This is a genomic window from Pseudomonas tremae (genome assembly GCF_001401155.1).
In the GTDB taxonomy this organism is placed as follows: domain Bacteria; phylum Pseudomonadota; class Gammaproteobacteria; order Pseudomonadales; family Pseudomonadaceae; genus Aquipseudomonas; species Aquipseudomonas tremae.
In genome coordinates this window covers 1-416 of the sequence record NZ_LJRO01000350.1, presented here as the reverse complement: position 1 = coordinate 416, position 416 = coordinate 1, and the positions used below count along the sequence as shown (strand labels likewise).

The window sequence follows — 416 nt, the reverse complement described above, 5'->3', positions numbered from 1 at the left end:
GCCGGTCATCGCCCTGAACGTCGACAAGGTGGATGTCGAATTCTTTCGCGTCAAACCCGACTCGATGCCCAACTTCCTCGCCCAGTGGGACGGCGCGTCGAGCCTGTCCAGCTACAGCTCCGAAGAGCTGTTGCCTATGGCCGAACTGGTCCACAGCGGTCGTTTCGACCTCAAGCCTGCGCGCAATACCCGTGAAACCCTGCTGCTACCGATTGCCGGTATCAAACCTCTGCAACAGCCGGGTGTTTATCTGGCAGTCATGCGCGCGTCGGGGACCTACAGCTACTCGCAGCCGGCTACCCTATTCACCCTCAGTGATATCGGTCTGTCGATACACCGTTACAGCAACCGTCTGGACGTCTTCACTCAAGCGCTCGAGGGCGGCAAGGCCCTGAGCCTGTCTCTTATACACATCT

1 pseudogene is annotated in these 416 nt (G+C 58.9%); it reads left to right on the top strand.

Going from position 1 to position 416, the window contains the following annotated elements:
• Positions 1 to 416 (top strand): annotated as a pseudogene (locus tag ALO43_RS18830) (MG2 domain-containing protein); the annotation flags it as partial.